The following is a 24,831-nucleotide window of genomic DNA, read 5'->3' as shown; positions in this document are numbered from 1 at the left end:
TTAAAAAACATTGCCGCACTCGCCAAGAGCCATCATGCATCGATCGTGTCCACCGCTCCGCCGCGGAAGACGAAGATCCCATCACGGGAAATCAAATACAGTTCATCAACACCCAGCACGCACGACATGGCGGCGCAACTGTTGAATGCAGATCCCTTGTTGGGAACGCTCATGGTTGTAGCAGGGGGGTGAAGCCGGTATGACCAGCCCGTGACCTTGTAGCACCCTCTGGGGATCGCGCGCCCCAGCATGATTGCGCCATCGTGAACCGTCGTATTTCGCAAGAGTGCTTCCGAAAGAACATCGAGAAATTGCTCGTCAAACGGCGCACCCGCAGCGGGTGACGGATCCCGTGGCATTGGGGTTGCAAACATAGGCATCGGACCACTGTAGAAGCACAGCAAGACGGGCGGGCAGAGTCTGCCCGAACGAGCGAGTGCGAGGATCAATCTCGCGAGATTGGAGTCTCCTGCAAGACTCAACTTATCGCTTCCGCTGTGCAATGATCGATCATGCTTCATCTCCTCCCAATTCGGATTCTGACAGTTGCCTTCGCGGCGGCAGTAGGACTGTTGATCCTGGCAGCCTTCGACGTAGGTCAACTCGATGCTGGCCAGACGTTGATATCAGCGCAGCTCGTCGTGCGCTGGGCGTCATCTCTGTCGCTCGGGGCATTCGTGCTACTTTACGCAGGATGGCGTTGGCTGCCTATGATCCAGGCAGCGATCTTTCCATACCTGGGCGGACGCTGGGAGGGGAATGTTCGTTTCGGCGAAAACCAAAACCTGCGTTCGAAGCCCGTTACAATGGAGGCGAAGCACACGCTGTTTGGTATCAAGTTTTTACTTGATTCGGACGAGTCCTCCTCCTCGACACTGGCGGTTCATGCCGAAAAAGACCCAGACTTTGACAGGTATCGACTATTTTACGTCTATCTCAATCGCCGTAAGGAGGGGGTGATCGGCGGCGGACAACTATATACGGGCCTCGCGGTGGTTCGGTGGGTAGACGGATCACAGCCGGCATTAGAGGGCGACTATTTTACCGAGACCCATCGGCGCGGCACGCTTCATCTTCGCCGAGTAGAAAAGACCCAATTTTGGAAGCTGTGGCGCTGAGGCTCACGTCCGTCAGTTCTGTCACATTTATTGTTTAGACTGATTCGTCTTGAGTGTTTGAGGCAAATCCATCACGATCTGGGGTCTGGCTAAACGCTGTACGGTGACTGGCTTTGTTCTGCCTGTCGGATTGTTTGCAAGGCCACCTTGTTTGAAGTGGCTGCAAACCTGTCAATGAAAGCCTGACGATCTGAGGTTTGGAGAGGCGAGGTCGAAGGCACCTCCTCATCGAGAAAGTTTCGAAGCAATCGACGCAGGATGTCATGGTCATGGGAGCCGTGCCGGTTCGTGAGAACATCACGCGCCGCGGCCGACAAGGTTTGTTCCGCAAGTTGCCTAGGCGAGAACACCGGAGCACGTCGTTCAGCACTGCGCGCAATCAGGATCGTCCTTATGCACCACAAAGTTCTTTTTGCTAGCAGCGCAGCGTTCAACTCGTCTCCAAACTTGGCGAGGTACCAACCGAACTCGGCGGCCCGGCTGATCTCTTCTTGGTAATCAGGGCGGTAGTGAAACGCCTCCTGCAATTTCTGAAGGTAACCATCGGGATCGAAGAGTGGCTTGGCCTCGCGTACAAGATGGCAGACGAACAGGTTCCCCTCGTGCGCATCTCGCTTCAGCCGGCGCCAAGGATAGACGAATAGCGACAGGCGACCGACCGAAACGTGGCGCGTTTCCGTTGCAAGGTTAATTAACAACAGATCCGTGTCCGATCCTTCCGAATGATCAGAACGCGCGAAGCTCCCGAATAAAAGGGTGGCCGCCACCACCATCATGGCCACCGATCGGATGGAAGATTGCGCTTCGCCGAAAAGGTCATTGCATTGAGCCGCGCGCCCGGGCGAGAGCCTCAATCGACATCTGGCGCGCGAGCGTCCGAGCCTGCGTAACCTCGTCGCGGTTTTGAAGGATGATCTGCTGCTTCTCCGGCTTCAGTACCCCAGGCTCGACGTCGAGGTTATACTCGCTCATGAGGTAAAAGCTTAGGCTGAGACGGCATGGGCGCACAAGGCGCCCGTCCGTCATACCATGTTCGGCCGCGACAGCGGCCTGGCGTTCTACAGATAGGCCAGGGTTAGGGACAATGATGAGATTGATCTTGTGAACCCACTCGAAATCTAGATTGGCGTCGACAGACGTCGGCCGTTGGTCGATGACCCTGCCAATCCTGTTGAGATTGTAGTCTCGAAAGTCATCGTGGTCGCGTGACCAAGAGCGGACGTACCAGCGCCCGGCGCTGTGGGCGAGCGCGTGAGGCGCTATGGTTCGCGACGGCTGGGCGGAGCCCGTCAAGGACGCGTACTCGATATCCAGCTCCAAGCTTCGTTGGACCGCGTCGAGGACGCGTAGCAACACCGCCGGATTGGTCGGCCGTCGCCCGAGGGTGGCCAACTCGACGGGCGGAATAGTGTCGAACCAGGTATCCTCGGTCCGCATCCAGCGATTTTCTATCGCCACGAGTTGCAGCAGGTATCGATCCATAGTCTCGCCTATGAACGCGGGTGCGAAGCTATCCGTGCGCTTGTAGGCTTTCTCCACTCGGTCGTAGCGAAGGTTGTGGGGCGCCCGCTTCTCGTACTGCGCGATGTCGGCAGACGCCTGCTGCGCGGAGATGCCGAAGGTTTCCGCCATGTCGCTGCGGTTAAACCGTCCGTCCCAGAACAGACGGAAATCGATGAACTCGAGGCGTCGGCGGACCCCCCAGCGTAGCTGTTCGCCGTCAGCATCCATACGCCATTCCCCCAAGAAACACGATCCATAGGCAACCATCACATCTAGAAACTTGACTGATGATCGGATCGCCCCCATATCTAATGGACGGACGCGGGAGCAAAGGCAATCCCCGTCGTTTAGAGACGGGGTCGTTGAGTGGGAATATATGAAGAACATCAACAGGTGGATCGGCCCTACCGCGTGCTCAGCCTCGACGGCGGCGGCATGCGCGGCATCTACACGGCTGCATTTCTCGCCCGGCTGACCGACCAATTCGCCCGAATCAGGGGTGAGGCGGCTCTCGATCTCGGCGGCGGCTTTGATCTCATCACCGGCACCAGCACTGGAGCGATTGTCGGATGCGCATTGGCTGTGGGGCGGCCGATGGCGGAGGTCGTAGGGCTCTATCGCGAGCACGGGCCGAAGATCTTCCCACACCGGATCGCAGGCAAGCGGAGCGCTGTCTACCGTGTCACGCAGGGCCGCCGCTTCGTGCGCGAAGGCGCCAAGGCGCTTCGCGAGGCGCTCGAGGCGGTGCTCGGCGACGTTACCATGCTCGACGTGTTCACCGGGCGCGGCATCTCCTTGTCGATCCCCGCGGTCCTGATGAGCGAGCACCGGGCGTGGGTGTTCAAGAAGACGCCGAAGAGTGGCGTACGCGACGACCACTACCCGCTCGTGGACGTCTGCATGGCGACGAGCGCTGCGCCGATATACCGGTCGCTCGCGGCCATCGCCGACCCAAACGCCCCGGACGGCCCGCAGCAGGTGTTCGCGGACGGCGGCCTGTGGGCAAACAACCCCATCATGGTGGGGCTCGTCGATGCGCTGACGATCGCCGCGCCCAACCGCTCGATCGAAATCTTCTCGCTCGGAACGTGCCCGCGTCCGGAAGGCGACCACCTCGACGCAGATAGCGCGCATCGGTCAATGCTCGACTGGACGCTCGGGGCCGACGTCGCGCCGCTAAGCATCTCGGCCCAGGAATTCGCCTTCGATCATATGGCGCGGCTCCTGGCCAACGCCATCAGCAATTGCGGCCGCCCGATCCGCCGAGTGCGGTTTCCCAACAAGCCCGTCCCGGCGAGCATGATGCCGTTCCTGGCGCTCGACGACACCCGGTCCGAGGCGATGGACCGTCTCGTCGGTCAGGCGCACACCGACGCCGACCTGACAAAGAGTGCCTGCGATGACCTCAACAGCGAGGACGGCCGGATGATCCGGCGCCTCATGCTCGACCTGCCGGCGATGCCGGCAACCGGTGCGGTTTGGAACCGCGTCTCAAACCGCAACGCGAAAGGATGAGTTCATGTTTGACTGCGCCAAAGATGTGCGTGCCTACCATGATCAGGACGTGACACTTCCGAAGACTGAGCAGGACGCGATGCGCGACCGCCGCAACTCCAATCGGACACGGCTAAAAAGCGGCCTCGCCAAGGCCGGCAAGCCCGCGCCGCTCGAGTTTGTCAAGCAGGGAAGCTACGCGATGAAGACGATGGTCCGCGATCCGGACAACGATTACGACATCGACGACGGCGTCTACTTCCGCAAGGAGGATCTCGTCGGCGACCGCGGTGCCGAGATGACCTCGTTGCAGGCGCGCCAGATGGTGCGCGACGCCGTCGATGACGGGAAGTTCAATACTCCGCCCGAGGTTCGTTCAAATTGCGTGCGGGTGTTCTATGAAAAGGGCTACCATGTCGATCTGCCGGTCTATCGGCGGGTCGTCACGTCGACCGTCTTCGGCGAGGAGGTCTACTACGAACTGGCGTCGAGCAGCGGCTGGAAGCGGTCCGACGCTCGCGACGTGTCGGAGTGGTACGAGGACAAGCGAGCGGCTTCGGCCGATGGCGCGCAGCTTCGCCGGATCAATCGAGATCTCAAGAAGTATGCCCGTAGCCGCTACAGCTGGCGGAGTGGTATCCTTTGTGGGTTCGGCATCTCCGTGCTCACGACCGAGCGATTTCGGCACGACGGGCGTGAGGATCGCGCCCTCTACGACACGATGGTCACGATCCGGGATCGGCTAACATGGGATTTGCAGATCGCGCATCCGGTGACGCCAGGCGACTATATCACCAGCGGGGCGGATGACGTCCGTTCCCGGTGCTTTCGGGAGAAGCTGACGGAGGCGATCGATGACCTGCAGCCGCTCTTCGCCGCAGACTGTACGCGCGAGCGGGCGCTCAGGTGCTGGGACAAGGTGTTCGCTACCACCTTCTTCAGCGAACGACTGGAGGAGGAGCAGCGGGCCGCGATTGCCGCGCCGGCGATCATCACCTCGGCGTCGCTCCTGACCTCGACGGCCGCGGCCGCGGCGGCAGTCAGCAGCGCCGGCGGCGGCCGCCATGCTTAGGGAAGCGCTTCCCCTCGGCTGGCGACAGGCCGCGCTTCGGCTCGAAGCGACGTTGAGGGAGCTGACGGGGCAGGTGCCCGAGCGACTCGACCAAGCGACCCTCGCCAGTTGCTATCCGACTCGTCGCTGGGTGGCGGCCTGGCGGATCAGCGTCCTGTTCTCAGATGGCGTCACCCGGCACATCGACATCGTGGCGGGCGCTGGCTTTCCTACCACGCCGGTCAGGACGGCGCTTGTCGACCATCCGAAGCCCATGACCTGGCCGCACGTTGAGAGCGACGGCGTCATGTGTCTTTTGCCGAACATGGCGGAGTGGGATCCTGACGATCCATCAGCGGTCGCCGCGAATCTATTGCACCGCTCGATCCGGCTGATCGAGGAGCTTCTGGAGGGCACAATCGTCGATCGCGACTTTCGCGAGGAATTCGTGACCTACTGGGGCTACAAGGCGCATGCGCGCGGGACTAACCTGTACAGCCTGATCGCACCGGCGCCGCCGTCGCGGCTCATTCGCGTCTGGCGAGGCAAAGGCCTCGAAGTCATCGGTGACGATCAGAGGTCGCTCGCCCAGTGGGTAAGGCGACGCTTCGGCGATAGCGTCTCGGCCAAGACAGAGGAAGCCGCGTTGCTCTGGCTTGGCGAGCCGCTGCTGCCCGCGCAGTATCCGGAGACGGCGGCCGATCTCTACGCGCTCGCCGGCGGGATCGGCGAAGATGCTACGGCCCTTCTTGATCAGGCGGCTGGTACAGAGCCGGATTACGTACTTGCTGTGCTCGGCGCCATTGGGCGCGGCGGTGCCGCACTGGTCGGGGTGAAGGCGCTCAACCCGAAACTACTCAAGGGCCATCCGCGCGCGCCCACTGAGCCCTTATCGAAAGGTTTCAGACGCGGGCGCACCCCTCGTCCAATCCTCCATGAACGATTCTTCGGCACGATGGCGGTCAATAGAACGCTCGTGCAGCGCGCCGACGCCGACTGGGTGCATGGGCGAGGTCAGGACCATAGGGCACCGCGCCTTCTCGATGCGACGGTCGTGGTGGTCGGATGTGGCTCGGTCGGCGCGCCGATCGCCTGCTCTTTGGCCCAAGCCGGCGTGGGGAGAATAGTGTTAGTCGACCCCGATACCTTAAGCTGGCCTAATGTAGGACGCCATCCGCTCGGTGCCGCTGCGGTGGGTCGCAACAAAGCCGAAGCCCTCGCGGAACGCCTGCAGCCCGACTATCCTCACCTCGCGATCGATCACCGCCCTTGTGATCTCCACCGCTTGATCGCGAACGAGGGCGACCTTCTCGCGGACGCCGATCTTGTCGTAGCGACCACGGGCAGCTGGGTCGCCGAAAGCGCGCTCAACCGCTGGCATATCGCTCAAGGGCGCGACCGACCGGTCCTGTACGGGTGGACTGAAGCACACGCCTGCGCCGGGCATGCGGTGGTGATCGCCCGCGGAGAAGGCTGCATTCAATGTCACGTAGGCAGTACGGGCGCTCCAGCACTGAAAGTAGTCGAATGGGCGGACGGCGGCGACGCCAATCAGGAAGAGCCGGCCTGCGGTGCCCATTACCAGCCCTACGGGCCGGTAGAACTCGCCTACGTCACAGCCATGATAGCCGAGGCCGCACTGGATTGCCTGGTCGAACCGCCCACGCGATCCTTTGCCCGGGTGTTCGTCACCTCGCCGAGCCGCATCGCCGCTCTCGGCGGTCGCTTAACAGCCGCCTTGCGTTCCGCGGTCGGCGGCAGCGACGCGGGAGGCCGGACCGTCGATTGGCCGTGGCCTGCGATGGCCTGCGCGGCGTGTGGATCCATCCCCGCCGACCCAGCGGTCTGAAGTTTGAGCCTTATCGGGATGACGGAAAAAGCCTTACGGAGATATAGTTCGGCTTAGTGTCGCCGCTTCCCCGTTCAATTCGGGCGTTCACCGCAGTATCGATTTTGGCTTCCGGCGCAAAGCGGACTCGATCACGTTGTCATAAAATAAGGCTTACGTTTTTTTCATCGACCCGGCTAACGAACTACCTCCCTCCTTTTTCCTGTCATTGCACGCTAGAACCCTACGCCCCTAACTGACTTGTTGCACTCCTCCCATTCGCGCCTTTCTTAATCAACCCCGGCTTTGGACCGCTGTCTCGCGGTTCAGTGAAAACCGGGGACGGCCGTGCGCTCTCAAAACGATAACAGCGAAGCGCTCTCGCGCAGCGCCCGCATGTTGCGCACAGCGCTCGGTGAGGAGATCGCAGGGTGGCTCGATGATTCGAGCGTCCTCGAGATCATGCTCAATCCCGATGGGCGGCTCTGGCTGGATCGTCTGACGAGCGGGCTTGAGGATACGGGCGCGCGACTTTCCGCGGAGGATGGCGACCGGATCATCCGCCTCGTCGCACATCATGTTGGTGCCGAAGTGCATGCCGGTGCGCCGCGCGTCTCGGCGGAGTTACCAGAAACGGGCGAGCGATTCGAAGGGGTTTTGCCGCCGGTCGTTTATGCGCCGGCCTTCGCGATTCGAAAGCCGGCCGTTGCGGTGTTCTCGCTCGACGATTACGTCTCTGCTGGCGTCATGGCGCAAGATCAGGCGGCAATCCTGCGCGCCTCTGTCGCTGAGCGCAAAAACATCCTCGTTGCCGGTGGCACCTCCACTGGCAAGACGACGCTCGCGAACGCCCTGCTCGCCGAGATCGCCAAGACCTCCGACCGCGTCGTCCTAATCGAAGATACGCGCGAGTTGCAATGCGCTGCGCCGAATCTCGTTTCCTTGCGCACCAAGGACGGCGTCGCCTCGCTCTCCGATCTGGTCCGCTCATCTCTCCGGCTTCGCCCCGACCGCATCCCCATCGGCGAAGTGCGCGGCGCGGAAGCGCTCGATCTTCTCAAGGCCTGGGGCACGGGCCATCCCGGCGGCGTCGGCACCATTCACGCGGGATCGGCGCTTGGGGCGTTGCGGCGTCTCGAACAGCTCATCCAGGAAGCCGTCGTCACTGTCCCGCGCGCGCTGATCGCGGAGACCATCCAGATCATCGCGGTTCTCGCTGGCCGCGGGAAGGAGCGGCGGCTGATCGAACTCGCCGCCGTTCAGGGCCTCGATTCATACGGCGACTACGCGCTCGCCGACCTCACCTCCGTCACCTTTGGAGACACCCATGAGTAGGTTTTCGATCCGCGATCGATTCCGCGCGCGCATTTGTTTTGTGCTTTCCCTCATCGTCTCAGCGATCGCGCTTTCGACGCCCGCCTTCGCCGTGGGCTCCAACATGCCCTGGGAGCAGCCGCTCCAGCAGATCCTGCAGTCGATCGAAGGCCCCGTCGCCAAGATCATCGCGGTGATCATCATCATAACGACCGGACTGACGCTGGCCTTCGGCGACACCTCTGGGGGATTTCGCCGTCTGGTGCAGATCGTCTTTGGCCTGTCGATCGCCTTCGCCGCCTCGAGCTTCTTTCTCTCCTTCTTCTCCTTCGGCGGCGGAGCGCTGATCTGATGGAGAACGAGACTCTTTCCGTCGACAGCGTGATCGCGGGCTTCCGCGTTCCCGTTCGCCGAGCGCTGACCGAGCCGATCTTTCTCGGTGGCGCGCCGCGATCCATCGCCATCCTGAACGGCACCCTCGCCGCCGCGCTCGGCCTCGGTTTGCGGCTCTGGCTCGCCGGACTCGCCTTGTGGGTCGTCGCGCAATTCGCGGCGGTCTGGGCGGCGAAGCGCGATCCGGATTTCGTTGAAATCGTTCGCCGGCATTTGCGCTACCCGGCGCATTTCGGGGTGTGAGGAGAAGCAAGAATGCTGAACCTCGCCGAATATCGCAAGAAGCCGCAGAGCCTCGCCGACTTTCTGCCCTGGGCCGCGCTCGTCGCGCCGAGCGTCGTCCTCAACAAGGACGGCTCGTTGCAGCGAACCGCACGGTTTCGCGGTCCCGACCTCGAAAGCGCGACGCAATCCGAACTCGTCGGCGTCACGGCGCGGCTCAATAATGCGCTGCGGCGCCTGGGGTCCGGCTGGGCGATCTTCTTCGAGGCGCAGCGCAATCCCGCGCAGGAGTATCCGGCGAGTTCCTTCCCCAATCCGGTCTCAGCGCTCATCGACGAAGAGCGCCGCGCCCAGTTCGAAGAGGAAGGGGCGCATTTCGAGAGCGGCTATTTCTTGACTCTCGTTTATCTGCCGCCCGAAGACGATGCGGCAGGCGCCGAGAGCTGGCTCTATGAGGGCCGCTCGCCGGAAGGCGCGCCGAGCGCCGTTCTCTCAGGCTTTATCGACCGAACCGATCGGCTGCTGCAGCTCATCGACGGTTTTGCGCCGGAAGCCGCATGGCTCTCCGACAGCGAGACGCTGACCTATTTCCACTCCTGCGTCTCGACCAAGCGCCACAAGGTCCGCGTTCCCGAGACGCCCATGCATCTCGACGCCATCCTCGCCGACGAAGCGCTGATCGGCGGCTTCGAGCCCCGACTCGGAGATGCGCATCTGCGCATTCTCACTGTCATGGGATTTCCCTCGGCGACCCATCCCGGGATCCTCGACGAGCTCAATCGTCTCGCCTTCCCCTATCGCTGGTCGACCCGCGCGATCACCCTCGACAAGACCGACGCGACGAAGGTCGTCACTCGCATCCGCCGGCAATGGTTCGCCAAGCGCAAATCGATCCTCGCGATCCTGAAGGAGGTGATGACGAATGAATCCGCCGTCCTTCTCGACACCGACGCCCATAACAAGGCGCTCGACGCCGACGCCGCGCTGCAGGACCTAGGCTCCGATTTGATCGGCGAAGCCTATGTGACGGCGACGATCACCGTCTGGGACGAGGATGCCCGTCTCGCAGACGAGAAGCTGCGTCTCGCCGAGAAAGTTATCCAGGGCCGCGACTTCACGTCGATGGTCGAGACGGTCAACGCCATCGAGGCCTGGCTCGGCTCGCTTCCCGGCCATGTCTACGCCAATGTCCGGCAGCCACCGATCTCGACGATCAATCTCGCTCATATGATCCCGCTGTCGGCGGTATGGGCGGGCCCGCTGACGGACGCGCATCTCCACGCGCCGCCGCTGTTTTTCGGCCGGACCGAAGGCTCGACGCCCTTCCGCTTCTCGCTCCATGTGGGCGACGTCGGCCATACGCTCGTCGTCGGGCCGACCGGCGCGGGCAAGCGCGTGCTGCTGGCTCTGATGGCGCTGCAGTTCTGCCGCTACGAAAGCGCCAAAATCTTTGTCTTCGATTTCGGGGGATCGGCGCGGGCGGCGACGCTCGCCATGGTCGGCAGCTGGCACGATCTCGGCGGGGCGCTATCGGCGGAGACAACCGAACCCGTCGCCTTGCAGCCGCTCGCCGCGGTAGACGATCCCGCGGAGCGCGCCTGGGCCGCCGATTGGATTGCCTCAATCCTCGCCCGCGAGAATGTCGCCGTCACCCCAGAGGTGAAGGAGCATCTCTGGTCGGCGCTCTCGTCCCTCGCCTCCGCGCCGATCGAGGAACGCACCCTCACCGGTCTCTCGGTCCTCCTGCAATCCAACCCGCTCAAGCGCGCCCTCAAACCCTTTTGCCTGGGCGGCCCGCATGGACGGCTTCTCGATTCCGAGACGGAGCTTCTCGGCGCAGCCGACGTCCAATGTTTCGAGACGGAGGGGCTGATCGGCTCCGCCGCCGCGCCCGCTGTCCTCTCCTATCTCTTCCACCGCACCGAAGGCCGGCTCGACGGCGCGCCCGCGCTTCTCGTCATCGACGAAGGCTGGCTTGCCCTAGACGATCCCGGCTTCGCCGCGCAATTGCGCGAATGGCTCAAGACGCTGAGGAAGAAGAACGCCTCCGTCGTCTTCGCCACCCAGTCGCTCGCCGATATCGAGACGAGCCCGATTGCGCCCGCGATCGTCGAGAGCTGCCCGACCCGGATTTTTCTCCCGAACGAGCGCGCCATCGAGCCGCAGATCCTGTCGATCTATCGCCGCTTCGGCCTCAACGACCGACAGATCGAGATCATCGCCCGGGCGACGCCCAAGCGCGACTATTACTGTCAGTCGCGGCGCGGCAACCGCCTCTTCGAACTGGGCCTCGGTCCCGTGGCGCTCGCCCTTTGCGCCGCGTCTTCGAAGAGCGACCAAAAACGTATCGCCGAGGTTTCAGCGGAGGCCGGGCGCGAGGGCTTCGCCCGCGCCTGGCTGTCCGCGCGCGGCCTCGATTGGGCCGCCGATCTTCTCCCTCCCCCCACAATATTGGAGACATCGTCATGACCCGCATTCGTCGCCTCGCAGCCGCGAGCGCCTTCGCTCTGTCGCTGGCTTTCCTCAGTGCGCCCGCGGTAGCGCAATTCGTTGTGTTCGACCCAACCAATTACGCCCAGAATGTCCTGACCGCGGCGAACACGCTGCAGCAGATCAACAATCAGATCACCAGCCTCCAGAACGAGGCGCGGATGCTCATCAATCAGGGGAGGAACCTTGCGAACCTACCTTATTCCTCGCTGCAGACGATCCAGCAGTCGATCTCACAAACGCAACAGCTGCTCCGCGAGGCCCAGCGCATCGCCTATGATGTGCAGCAGATCGACCAGGCTTTCTCGATGCAGTACGGCCCCGTCAATGCTTCGGTGAGTTCCGCGAGCCTTGTCGATGGCGCGCGGCAGCGCTGGCAAAACTCCTTGTCCGCTTTTCAGGACGCCATGCGCGTTCAGGCCGGCATTGTTCAGTCCATCGACACAGCCCGCTCGGAGGCCGGCGCACTCATCTCGTCGAGCCAGTCCGCGCTCGGTGCCCTTCAGGCGTCGCAAGCCGGCAATCAGCTTCTCGCGCTGCAAAGCAAGCAACTCGCGGACGTGACAGCGCTCCTCGCCTCGCAAGGGCGCGCCCAGTCCCTCGAACTCGCGCGCAACGCCGAAGCCCAGGAGCAAGCGCGCGAGCAGATGCGCCGCTTCGTCGCGCCGGGGCAAGCCTATCAACCCGGCAATGTCGCGATGTTTCATTGAAGGAGGGCGGCTTCATGAACTGGAGAGACTGGCTCGCGCCCGAAAATATCGGCTTTGTCGCCGTTGGGATCGTCATCGGCGCGATCGCGCTCATTGGCGTCGAATCCGCCTGCGACGCCGACGTCGCGGCGCGGACGAAACCGGCGTCGCTTTCGCCGATCGGCGCTCCGTCGAGAGAACCCGCCATCGATCCCGAGCTTCTGCGCTGCGCCCAGCTCCCGATTGAAGAAGCCGACGACCCCGCCTGCAAGGCGCTCTGGGCAAAGGAACGCAGACGATTTCTTGGGGATCGCAAGTCGACGACGGAGCCGGCCGAGCATCTCATTGAGATGTACCCGTCGCATCGCTCGCCTTCTGACGGCGCGTCGCCGAAGCCTGCGCGCAAGAGCGAGTAGCGCCATGGGCGGAACCGGCGTCATCGACCGCTTCCTCGAGACCTTCACCCGCTATATCGACTCCGGCTTCGGCCTGCTCGGCGGCGAGGTGGGGTTTCTGGCGACGACGCTCGCGGCGATCGACATCACCCTCGCCGCGCTGTTCTGGAGCATGGGAGAGGGCGAAGACATCATCGCTCGCCTGGTGAAGAAAACCCTGTTCGTCGGCGTCTTCGCCTATCTCATCGGCAATTGGAACAATCTCGCCCGCATCGTCTTCGAAAGCTTTTCAGGGCTCGGCCTCAAGGCCGCCGGCGCGGGGCTCTCCGCCGCCGACGTCCTGCGGCCCGGGCGCGTCGCCCAGGTCGGAATCGACGCCGGACGCCCCCTGCTCGATTCCCTCTCGCAGCTTCTGGGCTACGTCTCCTTCTTCGAGAACGTCATCCAGATCGCCATTCTCCTCATCGCCTGGCTCATCGTCCTCCTGAGCTTTTTCATTCTGGCGATCCAGCTCTTCGTCACGCTGGTCGAATTCAAGCTGACGACTCTCGCCGGTTTCGTCCTCATTCCCTTCGGCCTCTTCGGCAAGACCGCCTTTCTCGCCGAACGCGTACTCGGCAATGTCGTCTCCTCCGGCGTGAAGGTGCTGGTGCTTGCAGTCATCGTCGGCATCGGCTCGACGCTCTTCGCGCAATTCAAGCAAGGGGTCTCGGGCCAGCCCACCGTCGACGACGCCATGGCGCTGGTGCTCGCCGCCCTTTCCCTTCTCGGTCTCGGCATCTTCGGCCCTGGCATCGCCAATGGGATCGTCTCGGGCGGCCCGCAGCTTGGCGCGGGCGCGGTCGTCGGGACCGGGCTTGTCGCGGGCGGCGCGGCCGCCGCGGGCTATGGCGCCTTGCGTCTCGCGGGCGGGACGGTCTCGGGGCTTGCCGGAAGGAGCGAGACGCAGGCCGCGGCGACATTGCCGCCCTCGCGGGGACCGCAGCCGCCTGCCGGCGATGCGCCGCCCTCCGCGCCGCTCGGTGGCGCGGGAGGCGGATCGTCGAGCTCTGCCGCGCGACCGTTCGCTTCAGCCAGCGCCGCGTCGGCCCCTCCGCCTGACGGCGGCGCCTCCGCAGGCGTTGGCGTCAATCCAGCGCCATCCGGCGAACCCGCTTGGGCGAAGCGCCTCAAGCGCTCGCAATCCGTCTCGCACGGCGTCTCAATCGCCGCCCACGCCCTTCGTTCCGGCGACGCCCATGGCGGCGGCGCCTCCGTCAATCTGTCCGAGGCCCGCTAATGTTCAAACGAAGCTCCGTCCGCTACGGGCGCATGCCCGAACCCGAAACGCCCTATCAGAAAGCTGCACAGGTCTGGGACGAGCGCATTGGCTCGGCCCGCGTCCAGGCGAAGAACTGGCGGCTCATCGCCTTTGGCAATCTCTTCCTTGCGGGCGGTCTCGCCGTCGCCCTCTTCTGGCAGAATGCGCGTGGCTCGGTCGTGCCCTGGGTTGTGCAGATCGACAAATTCGGCGAGGCGCAGGCCGTCGCCCCCGCGATCGCCGATTACCGGCCAACCGATCCGCAAATCGCCTGGCATCTCGCCCGCTTCGTCGAGCATGTCCGCGCCATTCCTGCCGACCCCATCGTCGTGCGTCAGAACTGGCTCAAGGCCTATGACTTCGTGACCGACAAGGGCGCGCTGGCCTTGAACGACTACGCCCGGGCAAACGATCCCTTCGCCAAGGTCGGGCAGGTCCAGATCGCCATCGACGTCGCCAGCGTCATTCGCGCCTCCGAGGATTCCTTTCGCGTCGCCTGGACCGAGCGCCGCTATGAGAACGCCAGCCTCGCCGCGACGGAACGCTGGACCGCCATTCTCACCATCGTCGTTCAGCCGCCGCGCGACGCCGAGCGCCTGCGCAAGAATCCGCTCGGCCTTTTCATTCACGCCATCAACTGGTCGAAGGAGCTTGGCCAATGACGCCATTCTCGTTTCGGGCTTTCATGAGCCTGCTTTTCTCGTCGTCTTTGCTCACCGGCTGTTCGAGCTTCAAGCCGCCGGAGATCGCCTATGACGATTTGCCTGTCCCCGCGAGCCTGCAGAGCGATCCGCCCGGCCCGGTCAGAATCGTCGCGGTCCCAAAGATCCTGCCGCTGCCGGGCCAGCTCAAATCCCTCGCACGGGGCAAGGGAGAGCGCCCCGAGCCGATTGATCCAAAGGCGCGGATCGAACAGGCCAACGCCGCCGCCCGCATGGAGCCGCGCCGCGCCGGCTATATCAACGCCGTCCAGATCTATCCCTTCACCGAAGGCGCGCTCTATCAGGTCTATTCCGCGCCCGGCGAGATCACCGACATCGCGCTGCAGGATGGCGAGTAGCTCGTCGGCTCTGGCCCCGTCGCCGCCGGCGATACGGTGCGCTGGATCATCGGCGACACGGAAAGCGGCGCCGGCGCCGCCCGCAAGACGCATATCATGGTCAAGCCGACGCGCGCGGATCTGATGACCAATCTCGTCATCAACACCGACCGGCGCACTTATCATCTGGAGCTACGTTCGACCGAGAAGACCTATATGGCCTCGGTCTCCTGGCAATATCCGCAGGATGAACTTATTGCGCTACGACGCCAGAACGTCGCCGCCGAGGCCGCCGCGCCGGTCGATGTCGGCCTCGATCTCGCCCGGCTCAATTTCCGTTATGCCATCGAGGGCGACGCCGCGCCCTGGCGGCCGCTGCGCGCCTTCGACGACGGCCGCAAGGTCTATATCGAATTCCCGCGTGGCGTCTCCCAGGGCGACATGCCGCCGCTCTTCGTCACCGGCGCCTCGGGCGACAGCCAGCTCGTCAACTACCGCGTGCGCGGAAATCACATGATCGTCGATCGTCTCTTCGCCGCAGCGGAGCTGCGCTTCGGTTCCGACGACCAGAGAGTCGTCCGTATCGTGCGCAGTGACGGAAGGTCCGTTATATGAGCGGGCCGGAGCACGAGAAGAAGCTCGCGGAGGAGCTGCGGCTGCGACCCGAACGCCCGCCGGTGACGCGCCTCTCGCGCCGCGTGCTGATCGCGATCGCGGGCGTCTCTTCCGCAGCCCTTCTCGGCATGACCATCTGGGCGTTGCAGGGGCGCTTGCGCTCCGGTCCACCGCCGGAGCTCATCAATACCGAAGCGAAGGCCACCCCCGACGGCCTTGCATCCCTGCCGCACGACTATGCCGGCCTACCGAAGAACGTCCCCAAGCTCGGCCCGCCGCTTCCCGGCGATCTCGGACGGCCGATCCTCACCGCCCAAGGGCAACTGCCGTCCGCCGGGCCCGATCCCGAACAACAGCGCATTGGCCAGGAGCGCGAGGCGGCGCGGACGGCGAAACTCTTTGCGACGACGAACGTGCGCGAGCGGCCGTCGAGCAATGCCGAGGACGCTCAAAGATCGACGGTTGATCCGAGCCTCCACGCATCGGCGCTTCCAACCGAACCGGCCCCAATCGATCCCGGCGATGTCCAGAACATGCAGGATCGCAAGCTCGCTTTCGTCAATGCGCCAGCCGATCGGCGCACCGTCAGCCCCGACCGTCTCGCCGCGCCGGCGTCGCGCTATGTCCTGCAGGCAGGCGCGGTCATTCCTGCCGCGCTCCTCACTGGCATCCGCTCCGACCTTCCCGGAGAGATTACCGCGCAAATCACAGAGAACGTCTATGACAGCCCCACCGGGCGCTTTCTGCTCATCCCGCAAGGCTCCAAACTCCTCGGTGCTTACGACTCACAAATAGCCTTTGGCCAATCGCGCGTCCTTCTCGTCTGGAACCGCCTCATTCTCCCCGACGGGCGCTCCATCGTTCTCGAGCGCCAGCCCGGCGCCGACGCCGCCGGCTATTCCGGGCTCGAGGACGAAGTCGATCATCATTGGCTCCGCCTCGCCGGCGCCGCTGCACTGTCAACCATCGGGACGCAGCTCGGGACAACAGGGACCGAAAACGCTCTCATCCAGGCGCTGCGTCGTGGCGGCGCGCAAAGCCTCAATCAGACCGGCCAGCAGGTGGTCGGGCGTAATCTCAATATCCAGCCGACGCTCACCATTCGACCAGGGTTTCCAGTGCGGGTGATCGTGACCCGCGATCTCGTGCTGGCGCCTTACCGCGAGCCAGGCGACGCCGCAGCGACAGGAAGCACGCCATGACCAAATTGAAGCTCTCCACCGTGGAAGATGAAAAGCCCGTCAAGGTCACCGTCCTGCTGTCGGCGGTCCTCCATCGAAATTTGGTCGCTTATGCGGAGATCCTCGCGCGCGAGTCCGGAAAAACGGTCGAACCCGAAAAGCTCGTCGCGCCAATGCTGGAGAAGTTCATCGCGAGCGACCGCGCGTTTAGAAAGGCATATAGGTCATCCTGCAATCAGCCGTAAATGCTCACCGATACAGGATGGAAAAGTAAGACCACCCCCGTTTTCCAATGAGCTGAATTTGCGGAGAATTTGATAACGACCAATTACGCCAAAACCCGTTCTAGGTTCTCCTTGCGCTCTCTCCAATCGGGCATCATCTGCTCAAGGAGGTTGAAGAAAGCCCGTCCGTGCTCGGGGTGGCGCGTGTGGACGAGTTCATGCAGGACGACATAATCGATACAGGGTATGGGCGCGCGAATGAGGTCGACATTCAACGTGACCCGCCCCTTAGCGCTATAGCTACCCCATCGCTGTTTCATCGGTGCCACCGACAGCGCGGGGATGCGGGGAAGCTCTCGGCCGTAGCGTTCTGAGGCGGCCCTATAACGCTCGGTCAGCTTGTCGCGAGCATGCTCTCGATACCACTCGGTCATTAGGTTGCGAACGCGATTGGAGGTTGGGGGTCCTGATACCGAGACTTGAAAAAAACCTCTGTTAAGGCGAACGCGGTCACCGTCGCCCTCCTCGATCTTGAGTCGGTATTGACGACCCAGGTACAGGTGCGTCTCTCCCGCAATGAACCGCCGCTCCGGCGTGCGAGGCCGGAACTGATCAAAATATCTCTGCTGCTTAAGCACCCAACCAGCTCGGCGTAGCAGCCGCTGCTCGATAAGCTGTTGCCCGAAGCCCTCGGGCGCGACGACCTCGACGGCGCCATCTGGATGCACGGAGATAGCCAATGTCTTGCGTGCCGAATGCCGGGCTCGATAATTGATGATTTGTCCCGCGTAATTGACGCTGCCACGCATATAGGTCAGCCCGGCATGCGAGCCCGAGCGACTCTGAGAATGCTGTCGATGATCGCATCAATTTGTTCGGTCGAAAGCTCGATTTCGTGCTCGCCGCAAATATGATCAAAGAAGAAGTCGTCCATCCGGTTCCTCATCGCGTTTTGAACGTCCGGGTTTTCCTCCCAATTGACGACCTTCAGGCTTTTGACGATCTCGACCAGCTCGATCGCCGCCGAAGTTATGATCGGCTCTAGGTTGGGGCCCTGCGCGGTGGCAATGCCCTTCATCGCATTACCGAGCACATGGAAGATGGCAACGGCGTTATCGTTGGATTTGATTGCCTCTGGCACGTCGTCATGCTTCGGCCGTCGCACCTGCTCAGCTGCGTCTCGGATGCGGGCGAGATAGTCATTGTCGCTGAGACGTTTGGCGCGATGCTCAGCTATCGCCTCCGCTATCAGATCGGAAATCTTCTTGTAGAAGACGGGATCTTCTTCCATGCGCTCCGTGATGGTGCGCTTCGTTTGGCTGGCGATCAGGTCGGCTTTGGACGCGGGCGTGGACTGTTCCGCAACAGCCTTGTTGAAAGCCGGAGCATCGAAAATGTTGACCGGATCGGTGATGATCTCGACGGCGTCCGCGCTGATGTGGGTGTCCAGCAGCTTGCGGATGCGCGCTTCGTATTGGGCAAAGTCGATTGCTTCGCGGTAGCGCTTTCGAACCGCCGTGCGGAGCTTTTGAAACCGTCGGAGATCATCCTTGTATAGGCGCGCCTGCGCTTCATTGCGTGGGTCGTTAGCCCATTCCGAGGTAGCGAGCGCCGTGGCGAGCAGCCGCGCGAATTCCGCCAGCAGCTCATAGAATTCCTTGCGCAAGGCCTCGTCGGCCAGGAAAACCTCGTAGGCTTCCTCGTCGCGGGTCTTTTCGACACCCTTGAAGTGGTTCAGGAGGTTGGCGTGCGCCTGAGGCAACCTGGCGATCTGCGCCGCGACATCGATTATGGCATGGCCGACGTCGATGTCTTCCGGATCGAACTCGCCAAGCGCGGAATACTGACGCATGGCTGTGTCGAGTTCGCCAAGCACTCCGGCATAGTCGACGATGTAGCCATATTCCTTGTCTTCCTCGACACGATTCACGCGCGCGATGGCTTGCAGCAGGTTATGGCCCGTCAGCGGCTTGTCGATATACAGAACCGTGTTGACGGGCGCGTCGAAACCCGTGAGCAGCTTCGAGACGACAATCAGCAGCTCCGGCTCCTCGCGCTTCGTGAAGCCTTCGACGATCTGGCGGTTATACTCGGCCTCGCCGCCATATCTCGTCATCATGGTCTTCCAGAACCGGTTGACGGGCTCCGTGACTTCCTCGGCCGGATCGTCGCCGGTCGAACGATCGTCCGGCGCGGACATGATGACCTCGGCCGAAATCGAGCCCATCGCGTCGAAGATATCCTTGTATTTGACGGCGGCGTCGCGCGAGCGGACTGCGAACTGCGCCTTCCAGCGCGTGCCCTTCCAGAACTTGGTAAAATGGTCGGCGATGTCGTACGCGATCGCTGTCAGCGTCTGGTCGCCCTGGGCGATTTCGCTGTAGCGCGAGAATTTGCGCTTCAAATCCGCCCGCTGTTCGTCCGACAGACCCCGGGTCACGCGCTCGAACCATGCATCGACGCCGGATTTGTTCACCTCTTGCGCGACCTGCCGGCCGTCGTAGATCAATGGCAGGACCGCTTTGTCGGCGACAGCCTGGTCGATCGCATAAGTGTCGATGATTCCGCCGAACCGCGTCGCGGTCTGTTTCTCGCCCGTCATCAACGGCGTGCCGGTGAAGCCGATGTAGCAGGCGCGCGGGAACATGCGCTTCATGCGCGTGTGCATCTCGCCATACTGGCCGCGATGACTTTCGTCGACGAGCAGGAAAACCTCGGTCGATTTGTCCTGAAAGTCGCGCTTGGCGACGGCCGCCTCGAATTTGTTGATGACCGTCGCCACAATGGCGGCCTTGTTGCGGGCAACCAGCTCCAGCAGGTGACTGCCCGTCTTCGCCTGTTCGACGGCAATGCCGCAGGCGTTGAACGTTTTCGTGAGCTGATCGTCGAGGTCGATGCGGTCGGTGACCAGCACGACCCGGCGGTTGGCGATCTCGCGATCGAGGCCGAGGGCCTTCGCCAGCATGACCATCGTCAGGGACTTGCCCGAACCCTGCGTGTGCCAGACGACGCCGCCGCGACGGGCGCCATTCTCGTCGCGCTCGCCCTTCACGCGCGCCAGAATTTTTCTCACCGCGAAGAATTGCTGATAGCGCGCGACCTTCTTGACGCCCAGGTCGAACAGGGTGAAACGACGGGCGAGGTCGAGCAGCCGATCCGGTCGGCAGAGAGCGTAGATCAGGCGGTCCTGCTCGGTGACGAGGCGGCCTTCCTCCAGGCGATGCTCGAACGGCGCCTGCTCTTCGGCGAAGCCGTCGCCGAAGGTGCGCATCGTCTGACCGGAATCGAGCGGCGCATTGACGAGGCGCTCTAGCGCCGCGTCCTCAAACTCCTTCTCCTTCCAGACGGCCCAGAACTTGGCCTGCGAGCCGACGGTCGCATATTTGGCCTCTGAGGGCTTCGCCGTCAGGACGAGCTGTACGCTGCGGAAGAGATGCGGGATCTCGTCGGCGCGCTGATAGGTGATGATCTGGCCGACGCCCTCGGCGATGTCCTTGTCCGGCGCCTTGCATTCGACGACAGCGAGCGGGATGCCGTTGACGAAGAGCACGATATCCGGCCGGCGCGTCTCGTGGCTCCCCGCCTTCTCGACGTCGAACTCCGCGACCGCGTGGAAAACATTCTTCTCCGGCCGGTCCCAATCGATATAGCGCAACGAGCGGCCGCGGGTGACGCCGTCGATGGTCTGGTCCAAAGAGACGCCGAGTTGCAGGAGGTCGGTTGTCCTTTCGTTGAGCGTCATCAGCCCGAGCGGCTCTGGCATGCGCAGCTTTTCGATCGCCGTGCGGATATTCGCCTCGGAGAAGGGGAAGAAGCGGCCGTCCTGCTCGATGCGGTTGAGCGCCGTCAATTGGGCGGCGAGAATGTCTTCGAGCAGGACATTGCCGAGCCGGCCGCGCCGCTTGCGGTCGACCTCCGCCTTGCTCAGCAGCGTCCAGCCCGGCTGCATCACCTGAAGAAGGTGAAGCGCCGGCACCTGGCTCAAATGCTTCTCGCCGTCCCGGAAGCCGCTCACTCGGCGGCCTCCCGCGATTTGGGCGCGCGCACCGGCCACTCACCCGTCAGCAGCTTTTGCATCAGCCCGCGCTTTTGTTTGACGAGGGCGTCGCGTTGCTGCTCGAGAATGGCGATCTCACGCCGGCCCGTATCGAGCGCCTCGACGATGCGCGCCTGCTCTTCGATGGGAGGAAGCTCGAGAACGAAATCACCCAAATCTTCGTAATAGATGCGCACGCGGACGCCGCCGCTGCCTGCGGTCTTGACGAAGCGGCTCCAGATCGATGTTCGACGAAGGTGATCGAAATAGGCAGGCAACAAGGCGCCCGCATCGGTCTCGAAGGCAACATAGTCCGGACTGACGAGCACGTCGCGCCCGTGATCGTTCTGAGCGATCGAGCCGATGTTGAGGCGCATCGGGTTGTAAGCGAAAGCTCCCGGGCGCACGATTTTGTATCGCGACAGATCGGCAGCGCGGACGTGGTCCTTCATCGGGATCATGCCTAGCTGCTTGTTGACCCCCATGACGGCGTCGACGCCGAGTTGGCCCTCCTTATTCCGCGCCGTTGCTTCGAATGTGACTTCTGTAAGAGAGACCGACAGCCAGTTGGTGCGCTTTCGTCCGAGTCGGCGACGGCCTGTCAGCAGTGTATAGGACCACAGATCGAATGCGACGGCTTTCGCCGCGATCAATCGATCATTCTTTAAAATAGCATCGTCCCAAGTTTGCAGAATGTCTGCGATACAATGCTGCTCCGCTGTGCAACTAGGGAATGGCACGTCGAAAGATTCGATAAGGCTCTTACTGAGATTTTCTTGTCCGCCAACATTCGAAAGCTTCCTCAGATTCTGATATGAAAATTCTAAGTAGTAATAAAGGTAATCAACCGCCACGCGGCTATCAGGGATGAGGGCCGCGCAGGCTTGATTCGTTGCCGCCTCAACGGCCAGCCGCGCGACTTGCCCGCGAGTCTTACCCTGGCCGTACATCGCCATAAGCAAAGTTCCTTTCGGGAAAATCTTCGCCGCCGAGTTTCTGAGTCCTATGTCGGTAATGCGTTCCTTGGTGCTGTAGATCGACCGATAATTGACCTCCGCGGTTGTTACCCACGGAATCGTCCCGCCATGCCAATACGTCGCTTCGCTGCGGCTAGGTGTGCCACCTGTCTGCACTTCGGCAAACTGACCGACTTGCAGTCGCTGCCACCGGTCTCCATGTCGATTACGCATCGGCGCCAAGCTCCCTGAGGTAGCCCGCCATGCGCTTTTTCACCTCGACCAGCTCGGCTTCGAGCTGCTCGATTTCAGCCCGCACCGCCTTCACATCGATCTCGGCCTCGGCCTCGAACGTATCGACATAGCGCGGGATGTTCAGATTGAATCCATTCTCCGCGATCTCGGCGGCCGGCACGACGCGCGCATATTTCTCGACGTCATGCCGCGCCTTGAACGTATCGACGATCTTCGCCGTATGCGCCGCTTCCAGAATATTCTGCGTCTTGGCCTGCTTGAACTCGCGGGACGCGTCGATGAAGAGTACGTCGGTCGTACTGGCGCGGGCGCCGCCCCTCTCGCGCCGCCGATCGAAGACCAGCACGGCGACGGGAATCGACGTCGACTGGAACAGATTCGCCGGCAGGCCGATGACGGCGTCGAGCAGGTTCTCCTCGATCATCTTCTGCCGGATCTTCCCCTCCGCACCGCCGCGGAAGAGAACGCCATGCGGCACGACCACGGCGACGCGGCCGAATTTCGGCTTCGCGGTTTCGACCATATGGGTGATGAAGGCCCAATCGCCCGTGCTCTTTGGCGGAATGCCGCGCGTCCAGCGTTTGAACCGGTCCTTCGGCGCGTTCTCGGCGCCCCATTTGTCGAGGCTGAAGGGCGGATTGGCCACCACGACATCGAACGCCATGAGATGGTCGTCTTCGATCAGCAGCGGATTATTGAGCGTATCGCCCCACTCGATCCGCGCGCCATCGATGGCGTGCAGGAACATATTGAGCTTGGCGAGCGCGTGGGTTCCTCCGTTGACCTCCTGTCCGAAGAGGGCGAAGTCCTTGCTGCCAACCTCATACGCCGTCTCGATGAGCAAGGAGCCGGAGCCGCAGGCCGGATCACAGATGCGGTCGCCCGGCTGCGGCTGCACGAGCTTTGCCAGCACCTGACTGACCTGAAGCGGCGTGTAGAACTCGCCAGCCTTCTTGCCGGCCTCCGACGCGAAGCGCTCGATGAGATAGATATACGCCTCGCCGATGGCCTCGTCCTCGACCACATGGCCCGGGCGCAAATCGAGCTTGGCGAAATCCTCCAGCAGGTTCTTGATGCGCCGGTTGCGATCCTTGGTCTGCCCGAGCTTCGTTTCAGAGTTGAAGCTGACATTGCGGAAGACGCCGCCGAGCTTCGCCTTGTTGGTGTTTTCGATCGCTTCCAGCGCGATGTCGACGAGTCCGCCGATATTGTCGGCGTCGCGTGCTTCGTACAGCTCGTCAAAATTGGCGCCCTCGGGCATGACGAAGCGCTCGCGCTGCATGCGGCGCTTGACGCGCACCTCGTCGCCTTTCAATTCGCGGCGATAATCGTCCTCGTGCTGCTTCCAGACGTCCGAAATGAACTTCAGGAAGAGCATGATGAGGATGTAGTCTTTGTATTCGGCCGGGTCGATCAAACCGCGAAAGGTGTTGCAGGCCGCCCAGGCGACACGCTTGATGTCGTCCATCGAGGTCTTCTCTGCTTGAATTTTCTGGTCAGTCATGACGCTCGTCTCTTAAACGCGACAATTATGCATTGCTGGTTCGGTGGGGGCGCAGAAGCGTCCCCACCTCACCCGTAAGTCTGCTAGCGATCGCCGCAGGGCGGATTATACGCGGCGCGCAGCTCGCGCTCGATCCGCATGCGGCTCGCCTCGTCGCAGTAGAGCGCCGCATAGGTCAGCGGCAGCCCCTGACGCGCCCACGCCGGGGCGCGATCATGGGCCGCAACGCGGGTGCGAACCGCGCCGGATTCGCCGATGTCGACGACCTTCAGACCTCCTGTCGTCGCTCCGAGCACAGCGTAAACGCCGGAGCGATCCTGGAGATGAGCCGGCGAAGGAAAAGCGCCGTCGAACGCGTAGTTGCTGATATTGATACCCATCTGTAGAATCTTTCTGTCTTGGGTTTTCTAGGACCATGGCCTGGGGGCGCTGTAACGCCCGTCAGACCGCTTCATGAACCGGAGGCGTTGACGCGCCTCCGGTTTTTTTCCGCGCACTTCTCAAGAAGCGCGCGAAGCTCGATGCGGCGAAGCTCGGCAAGCCGAGCCTCGATCCGCGACTGATGGCGTAGGGTTTCGCCCAGCGCGACGATTCTGTCTTGGTCATCCAGCGAAGGCAGCAGCACCTCGAGCTGCTCCAAAGCGCTTCGCTTCAGGTTCGCGATGGTTGCGCCAGTCGCCATCTTGCGAAGCTCCGCCTGCGTGGTCGGATCGTTCAGGAAGTGAGCCAGGTAGGCCGCCCGCATTAAAGGCTGCGAGTGCAGGATCAGCAGGCTTGCGGACGCCACCAATTTGATATCGGTCGCCGGCACGACCGCCGCTCGATAGGCCTGCCCGCGGCACTGCAGCACCACCTCTCCGGCCGCGAGGGTCTGAGGGTTCGGGGGATTTGGGATGCCCGTCACTCGCGTAACCCGGTCGAGGTCGATATCCCCATCGACGCCGATATCCCCCGCCTGCACGACGCCGATCTCCCCATGCTCCGCGTGCCGAATCGCTTCCCGGAATTGGATTCCGGGGCGGATGCTGGCGACGAGACGAAGTTGCATTTTCATATTGAGTAGGCGCTTACCTGCACAGAAGAATGATTGTTCATCCTCAATATCGCGACGCTATGGATCTGTCAATTCGCAGTAGGCGCTTTCCTGCTAGAATTTTTTCGAGCTGACATACAGGCGTCGGGCGCGGGCTCTCGACGACCAGCTTTACGCAGGTCGTGGATTAA

At 62.6% G+C, this 24,831-nt stretch carries 23 protein-coding genes and 1 pseudogene; 15 read left to right on the top strand and 9 right to left on the bottom strand.

Annotated features, from left to right (window positions below; all coding sequences use genetic code 11):
• Nucleotides 1–32: 32 nt before the first annotated feature.
• Nucleotides 33–359, bottom strand: coding sequence for a hypothetical protein (locus ACNHKD_RS05410; protein WP_442756067.1), 327 nt, complete (start codon nucleotides 357–359; stop codon nucleotides 33–35).
• A gap of 153 nt (nucleotides 360–512) precedes the next feature.
• Between ACNHKD_RS05410 and ACNHKD_RS05405 the strand changes: the two genes are divergently transcribed.
• Nucleotides 513–1,118, top strand: a complete 606-nt coding sequence (locus ACNHKD_RS05405) for a hypothetical protein (protein WP_442756066.1) — start codon at nucleotides 513–515, stop codon at nucleotides 1,116–1,118.
• 89 nt (nucleotides 1,119–1,207) lie between these two features.
• Here the strand turns inward: ACNHKD_RS05405 and ACNHKD_RS05400 are convergent, their stop codons facing one another.
• Both ACNHKD_RS05400 and ACNHKD_RS05395 read right to left on the bottom strand, forming a co-directional pair.
• Nucleotides 1,208–1,894 (bottom strand): hypothetical protein, encoded by a 687-nt coding sequence (locus tag ACNHKD_RS05400; protein ID WP_442756065.1) that lies wholly within the window; start codon nucleotides 1,892–1,894, stop codon nucleotides 1,208–1,210.
• Between the two features lie 40 nt (nucleotides 1,895–1,934).
• Nucleotides 1,935–2,849 carry a WYL domain-containing protein gene (locus ACNHKD_RS05395; RefSeq protein WP_442756064.1) on the bottom strand — a complete coding sequence of 305 codons (915 nt, stop codon included), beginning with the start codon at nucleotides 2,847–2,849 and terminating at the stop codon, nucleotides 1,935–1,937.
• A gap of 165 nt (nucleotides 2,850–3,014) precedes the next feature.
• Here ACNHKD_RS05395 and ACNHKD_RS05390 point away from each other — a divergent pair, with 165 nt between their 5' ends.
• The 14 genes and pseudogenes from ACNHKD_RS05390 (at nucleotide 3,015) to ACNHKD_RS05325 (ending at nucleotide 16,877) form a co-directional block, all read left to right on the top strand.
• Nucleotides 3,015–4,136 (top strand): patatin-like phospholipase family protein, encoded by a 1,122-nt coding sequence (locus tag ACNHKD_RS05390; protein WP_442756063.1) that lies wholly within the window; start codon nucleotides 3,015–3,017, stop codon nucleotides 4,134–4,136.
• Nucleotides 4,137–4,140: 4 nt separating this feature from the next.
• On the top strand, nucleotides 4,141–5,187 hold the full coding sequence (locus ACNHKD_RS05385) for a cyclic GMP-AMP synthase DncV-like nucleotidyltransferase (RefSeq protein WP_442756062.1): 1,047 nt from the start codon (nucleotides 4,141–4,143) through the stop codon (nucleotides 5,185–5,187).
• Nucleotides 5,180–7,015, top strand: coding sequence for a ThiF family adenylyltransferase (locus ACNHKD_RS05380; RefSeq protein WP_442756061.1), 1,836 nt, complete (start codon nucleotides 5,180–5,182; stop codon nucleotides 7,013–7,015). The genes ACNHKD_RS05385 and ACNHKD_RS05380 overlap by 8 nt, the downstream gene beginning before the upstream one ends.
• A 375-nt stretch (nucleotides 7,016–7,390) precedes the next feature.
• Nucleotides 7,391–8,329 (top strand): P-type conjugative transfer ATPase TrbB, encoded by a 939-nt coding sequence (trbB, locus tag ACNHKD_RS05375; RefSeq protein ID WP_442756060.1) that lies wholly within the window; start codon nucleotides 7,391–7,393, stop codon nucleotides 8,327–8,329.
• Nucleotides 8,322–8,660 (top strand): TrbC/VirB2 family protein, encoded by a 339-nt coding sequence (locus tag ACNHKD_RS05370; RefSeq protein WP_442756059.1) that lies wholly within the window; start codon nucleotides 8,322–8,324, stop codon nucleotides 8,658–8,660. The genes trbB and ACNHKD_RS05370 overlap by 8 nt, the downstream gene beginning before the upstream one ends.
• The gene (locus tag ACNHKD_RS05365) at nucleotides 8,660–8,944 is read left to right on the top strand and encodes a VirB3 family type IV secretion system protein (protein ID WP_442756058.1); all 285 of its coding nucleotides are present in this window, start codon (nucleotides 8,660–8,662) and stop codon (nucleotides 8,942–8,944) included. Before ACNHKD_RS05370 ends, ACNHKD_RS05365 begins: the two co-directional genes overlap by 1 nt.
• A 12-nt stretch (nucleotides 8,945–8,956) precedes the next feature.
• Complete coding sequence (trbE, locus tag ACNHKD_RS05360; protein WP_442756057.1) at nucleotides 8,957–11,392, top strand: conjugal transfer protein TrbE; 2,436 nt, start codon at nucleotides 8,957–8,959, stop codon at nucleotides 11,390–11,392.
• A complete protein-coding gene (trbJ, locus tag ACNHKD_RS05355) occupies nucleotides 11,389–12,123 on the top strand; it encodes a P-type conjugative transfer protein TrbJ (protein ID WP_442756056.1) in 735 nt (244 codons plus the stop codon). The genes trbE and trbJ overlap by 4 nt, the downstream gene beginning before the upstream one ends.
• 14 nt (nucleotides 12,124–12,137) lie before the next feature.
• Nucleotides 12,138–12,518 carry a putative entry exclusion protein TrbK-alt gene (gene trbK-alt / locus ACNHKD_RS05350; RefSeq protein ID WP_442756055.1) on the top strand — a complete coding sequence of 127 codons (381 nt, stop codon included), beginning with the start codon at nucleotides 12,138–12,140 and terminating at the stop codon, nucleotides 12,516–12,518.
• Nucleotides 12,519–12,522: 4 nt separating this feature from the next.
• Nucleotides 12,523–13,776 carry a P-type conjugative transfer protein TrbL gene (trbL, locus tag ACNHKD_RS05345; RefSeq protein WP_442756054.1) on the top strand — a complete coding sequence of 418 codons (1,254 nt, stop codon included), beginning with the start codon at nucleotides 12,523–12,525 and terminating at the stop codon, nucleotides 13,774–13,776.
• On the top strand, nucleotides 13,776–14,459 hold the full coding sequence (trbF, locus tag ACNHKD_RS05340) for a conjugal transfer protein TrbF (protein WP_442756053.1): 684 nt from the start codon (nucleotides 13,776–13,778) through the stop codon (nucleotides 14,457–14,459). Before trbL ends, trbF begins: the two co-directional genes overlap by 1 nt.
• Nucleotides 14,456–15,451: pseudogene (trbG, locus tag ACNHKD_RS05335) on the top strand (P-type conjugative transfer protein TrbG). Before trbF ends, trbG begins: the two are co-directional and overlap by 4 nt.
• Nucleotides 15,448–16,653 carry a TrbI/VirB10 family protein gene (locus ACNHKD_RS05330; RefSeq protein WP_442756052.1) on the top strand — a complete coding sequence of 402 codons (1,206 nt, stop codon included), beginning with the start codon at nucleotides 15,448–15,450 and terminating at the stop codon, nucleotides 16,651–16,653. Before trbG ends, ACNHKD_RS05330 begins: the two are co-directional and overlap by 4 nt.
• Nucleotides 16,650–16,877, top strand: coding sequence for a DUF2274 domain-containing protein (locus ACNHKD_RS05325; RefSeq protein WP_442756051.1), 228 nt, complete (start codon nucleotides 16,650–16,652; stop codon nucleotides 16,875–16,877). The genes ACNHKD_RS05330 and ACNHKD_RS05325 overlap by 4 nt, the downstream gene beginning before the upstream one ends.
• An 83-nt stretch (nucleotides 16,878–16,960) precedes the next feature.
• Here ACNHKD_RS05325 and ACNHKD_RS05320 read toward each other — a convergent pair whose 3' ends face one another.
• The 6 genes from ACNHKD_RS05320 to ACNHKD_RS05295 all read right to left on the bottom strand — a co-directional run bounded on the left by ACNHKD_RS05320 (nucleotide 16,961) and on the right by ACNHKD_RS05295 (nucleotide 24,661).
• Nucleotides 16,961–17,665, bottom strand: coding sequence for a M48 family metallopeptidase (locus ACNHKD_RS05320; protein ID WP_442756050.1), 705 nt, complete (start codon nucleotides 17,663–17,665; stop codon nucleotides 16,961–16,963).
• A 5-nt stretch (nucleotides 17,666–17,670) separates the two neighbouring features.
• Nucleotides 17,671–20,871: a type I restriction endonuclease subunit R gene (locus ACNHKD_RS05315; RefSeq protein ID WP_442756049.1), complete on the bottom strand. Its 3,201-nt coding sequence runs from the start codon at nucleotides 20,869–20,871 to the stop codon at nucleotides 17,671–17,673.
• A complete protein-coding gene (locus tag ACNHKD_RS05310) occupies nucleotides 20,868–22,082 on the bottom strand; it encodes a restriction endonuclease subunit S (RefSeq protein WP_442756048.1) in 1,215 nt (404 codons plus the stop codon). The genes ACNHKD_RS05315 and ACNHKD_RS05310 overlap by 4 nt, the downstream gene beginning before the upstream one ends.
• Nucleotides 22,075–23,607, bottom strand: coding sequence for a type I restriction-modification system subunit M (locus ACNHKD_RS05305; RefSeq protein WP_442756047.1), 1,533 nt, complete (start codon nucleotides 23,605–23,607; stop codon nucleotides 22,075–22,077). The genes ACNHKD_RS05310 and ACNHKD_RS05305 overlap by 8 nt, the downstream gene beginning before the upstream one ends.
• Before the next feature lie 83 nt (nucleotides 23,608–23,690).
• The gene (locus ACNHKD_RS05300; protein WP_442756046.1) at nucleotides 23,691–23,987 is read right to left on the bottom strand and encodes a hypothetical protein; all 297 of its coding nucleotides are present in this window, start codon (nucleotides 23,985–23,987) and stop codon (nucleotides 23,691–23,693) included.
• 71 nt (nucleotides 23,988–24,058) lie between these two features.
• The gene (locus ACNHKD_RS05295; RefSeq protein ID WP_442756045.1) at nucleotides 24,059–24,661 is read right to left on the bottom strand and encodes a restriction endonuclease subunit S; all 603 of its coding nucleotides are present in this window, start codon (nucleotides 24,659–24,661) and stop codon (nucleotides 24,059–24,061) included.
• Between the last annotated feature and the right edge of the window lie 170 nt (nucleotides 24,662–24,831).

This window comes from Methylocystis sp. JAN1 (genome assembly GCF_052186135.1).
Taxonomy (GTDB): Bacteria; Pseudomonadota; Alphaproteobacteria; order Rhizobiales; family Beijerinckiaceae; genus Methylocystis.
Note: the sequence above shows the minus strand (reverse complement) of the source record. Positions and strands in the feature narration are given on the sequence as shown.

Excerpts from the sequence above, each read along its gene's own strand:
- trbF (WP_442756053.1), top strand. The coding sequence starts at position 13,776 with ATGTTCAAACGAAGCTCCGTCCGCTACGGGCGCATGCCCGAACCCGAA.
- ACNHKD_RS05365 (WP_442756058.1), top strand. The coding sequence starts at position 8,660 with ATGGAGAACGAGACTCTTTCCGTCGACAGCGTGATCGCGGGCTTCCGC.
- trbL (WP_442756054.1), top strand. The coding sequence starts at position 12,523 with ATGGGCGGAACCGGCGTCATCGACCGCTTCCTCGAGACCTTCACCCGC.
- trbK-alt (WP_442756055.1), top strand. The coding sequence starts at position 12,138 with ATGAACTGGAGAGACTGGCTCGCGCCCGAAAATATCGGCTTTGTCGCC.
- ACNHKD_RS05410 (WP_442756067.1), bottom strand. The coding sequence starts at position 359 with ATGCCACGGGATCCGTCACCCGCTGCGGGTGCGCCGTTTGACGAGCAA.
- ACNHKD_RS05325 (WP_442756051.1), top strand. The coding sequence starts at position 16,650 with ATGACCAAATTGAAGCTCTCCACCGTGGAAGATGAAAAGCCCGTCAAG.
- trbJ (WP_442756056.1), top strand. The coding sequence starts at position 11,389 with ATGACCCGCATTCGTCGCCTCGCAGCCGCGAGCGCCTTCGCTCTGTCG.
- ACNHKD_RS05305 (WP_442756047.1), bottom strand. The coding sequence starts at position 23,607 with ATGACTGACCAGAAAATTCAAGCAGAGAAGACCTCGATGGACGACATC.
- ACNHKD_RS05405 (WP_442756066.1), top strand. The coding sequence starts at position 513 with ATGCTTCATCTCCTCCCAATTCGGATTCTGACAGTTGCCTTCGCGGCG.
- trbE (WP_442756057.1), top strand. The coding sequence starts at position 8,957 with ATGCTGAACCTCGCCGAATATCGCAAGAAGCCGCAGAGCCTCGCCGAC.
- ACNHKD_RS05400 (WP_442756065.1), bottom strand. The coding sequence starts at position 1,894 with ATGATGGTGGTGGCGGCCACCCTTTTATTCGGGAGCTTCGCGCGTTCT.
- ACNHKD_RS05310 (WP_442756048.1), bottom strand. The coding sequence starts at position 22,082 with ATGCGTAATCGACATGGAGACCGGTGGCAGCGACTGCAAGTCGGTCAG.
- ACNHKD_RS05295 (WP_442756045.1), bottom strand. The coding sequence starts at position 24,661 with ATGAAAATGCAACTTCGTCTCGTCGCCAGCATCCGCCCCGGAATCCAA.
- ACNHKD_RS05380 (WP_442756061.1), top strand. The coding sequence starts at position 5,180 with ATGCTTAGGGAAGCGCTTCCCCTCGGCTGGCGACAGGCCGCGCTTCGG.
- ACNHKD_RS05330 (WP_442756052.1), top strand. The coding sequence starts at position 15,448 with ATGAGCGGGCCGGAGCACGAGAAGAAGCTCGCGGAGGAGCTGCGGCTG.
- trbB (WP_442756060.1), top strand. The coding sequence starts at position 7,391 with ATGTTGCGCACAGCGCTCGGTGAGGAGATCGCAGGGTGGCTCGATGAT.
- ACNHKD_RS05370 (WP_442756059.1), top strand. The coding sequence starts at position 8,322 with ATGAGTAGGTTTTCGATCCGCGATCGATTCCGCGCGCGCATTTGTTTT.
- ACNHKD_RS05300 (WP_442756046.1), bottom strand. The coding sequence starts at position 23,987 with ATGGGTATCAATATCAGCAACTACGCGTTCGACGGCGCTTTTCCTTCG.
- ACNHKD_RS05395 (WP_442756064.1), bottom strand. The coding sequence starts at position 2,849 with ATGGATGCTGACGGCGAACAGCTACGCTGGGGGGTCCGCCGACGCCTC.
- ACNHKD_RS05320 (WP_442756050.1), bottom strand. The coding sequence starts at position 17,665 with ATGCGTGGCAGCGTCAATTACGCGGGACAAATCATCAATTATCGAGCC.
- ACNHKD_RS05385 (WP_442756062.1), top strand. The coding sequence starts at position 4,141 with ATGTTTGACTGCGCCAAAGATGTGCGTGCCTACCATGATCAGGACGTG.